The 1,850-nt window shown below is 48.3% G+C and carries 2 protein-coding genes; one reads left to right on the forward strand and one right to left on the reverse strand.

The genetic code is table 11. From position 1 onward, the window contains the following. The coding region (gene thrC / locus IQ242_RS23830) for a threonine synthase (RefSeq protein ID WP_193961657.1) at window positions 1-696 on the forward strand (696 nt) is incomplete at its 5' end. 30 nt (window positions 697-726) lie between these two features. On the opposite strand, the gene hisB is transcribed toward thrC, so the two are convergent. Then, complete coding sequence (gene hisB, locus IQ242_RS23835) at window positions 727-1,356, reverse strand: imidazoleglycerol-phosphate dehydratase HisB (protein WP_002782099.1); 630 nt, start codon at window positions 1,354-1,356, stop codon at window positions 727-729. Window positions 1,357-1,850: the final 494 nt, after the last annotated feature.

Genomic DNA, 1,850 nt, shown 5'->3' on the forward strand with positions numbered 1-1,850 from the left:
GCTTTATTGTACGGAGCCGAAGTCATCGCTATTAATGGCAACTTCGATGATGCCCTCAAGATTGTCCGCCAACTATCAGAAAATTATCCCGTAACTTTGGTCAATTCCGTCAATCCCTACCGTTTAGAGGGTCAAAAAACCGCCGCTTTCGAGATTGTCGATGTCTTGGGTAATGCCCCCGACTGGTTATGTATTCCCGTGGGTAATGCGGGCAATATTAGCGCCTATTGGATGGGATTCTGTCAGTATCACCAGATAGGTAAATGTGACCGACTGCCGAAGATGATCGGTTTTCAGGCCGCCGGGGCCGCCCCTTTTATCTCCAAACAACCGGTTGACCATCCCGAAACCCTAGCCACGGCTATCCGTATCGGCAACCCCGCTAACTGGGAAAAAGCTTGGGCCGCTAGTCACGCTAGTCAAGGGCAATTTCACGCAGTCAGCGATGAGGAAATATTGGCAGCCTATCGGATTTTAGGGGGCCAAGAGGGGGTTTTCTGTGAACCAGCCAGCGCCGCTTCTGTGGCAGGATTATTAAAAGTGCATCAACAGGTTCCCGATGGGGCCACCGTAGTGTGTGTTTTAACGGGAAATGGCCTAAAAGACCCAGATTCGGCGGTAAAACACAGCAATAACCAACTAAAATCTGGGATTGCTCCCGAATTAACCCAAGTGGCTCAAATTATGGGCTTCTAAGCTAACGTTAATTCGGGTTAAGCAGTGCTTCTATAAAACTCCCTTAGAACTGGGAATTATACCGGCGCGACGGGGATCGATCGCTATGGCCATACTCATCGCCCGGGCAAAAGCTTTAAAAGTAGCCTCAATAATATGATGGGAATTAATCCCGTCTAATTGGCGAATATGTAGGGTCATTTGACTGTGATTGACCAAAGCGACAAAAAATTCCCGCACTAGCTGAGTATCGTAGGTTCCCACTCTTTGGGTGGGAATTTCTAGACCATAACTGAGGTGGGGACGACCGGAAAAATCGAGGGCAACCTGCACTAAAGCTTCATCGAGAGGGGCGACAAAATGCCCGAAACGGACGATGCCTTTTTTGTCGCCTAAAGCTTGCAGTAAAGCTTGTCCGAGGGTGATTCCCACGTCTTCATTGGTGTGATGGTCATCAATTTCTAGATCTCCGGTGGCGCGTACATCGAGATCGATCGCAGCGTGGGAGGCGATTTGCTGCAACATATGATCGAGAAAGGGAATTCCTGTCTGGGCGCGACAATTGCCGCTACCGTCAAGATCGATCGTCACCTGGACATCGGTTTCTTTGGTAGTACGACTAACCGAGGCGCGACGGCAAGGTGAGACAAAAGAATCGGGTATCTGGGAAGTGGAAATCATTTGCAGCAGTTATCTTAATGGTGAGATACGAAGTTTTCCTTTTCAGGAGACAGGAGACAGGAGACAGAAGACAAGAAACAACTATCCTACCCATAAAACCTAAGATTATGTCAAATTTATCCGAGCTTTTAGATATTTTGACCCGATAGCAGCTCGATAACTTACTTGTGCGGGGGGTCTAGAAAAGAACGTAGGTTGGGTTGAAGCATGAAACCCAACGCCCGCATGGGTTACGCTACCGCTAACCCATCCTACAAATAATTGTGTCTCCCTACTTAGCTTAACAAATTAGGTTTTAGATTCGGCCCTTGTAATCAGTAAACCTAAAACTCACATCTGATAACTGATAACTGATAACTGATAACTGATAACTGATAAGGCTGACGGACTAACTTTCTGGTTCAGTTTTAGCTTCCGCCGGCGGACTGGGGGGCAACACTTCCTCGCTCAGGGGTTGAGGATTTTGGCTAGTGGGGGGACCGGCGGGGGAACCC

This window comes from Microcystis sp. LEGE 08355 (assembly GCF_015207185.1).
GTDB classification, from domain to species: domain Bacteria; phylum Cyanobacteriota; class Cyanobacteriia; order Cyanobacteriales; family Microcystaceae; genus Microcystis; species Microcystis panniformis.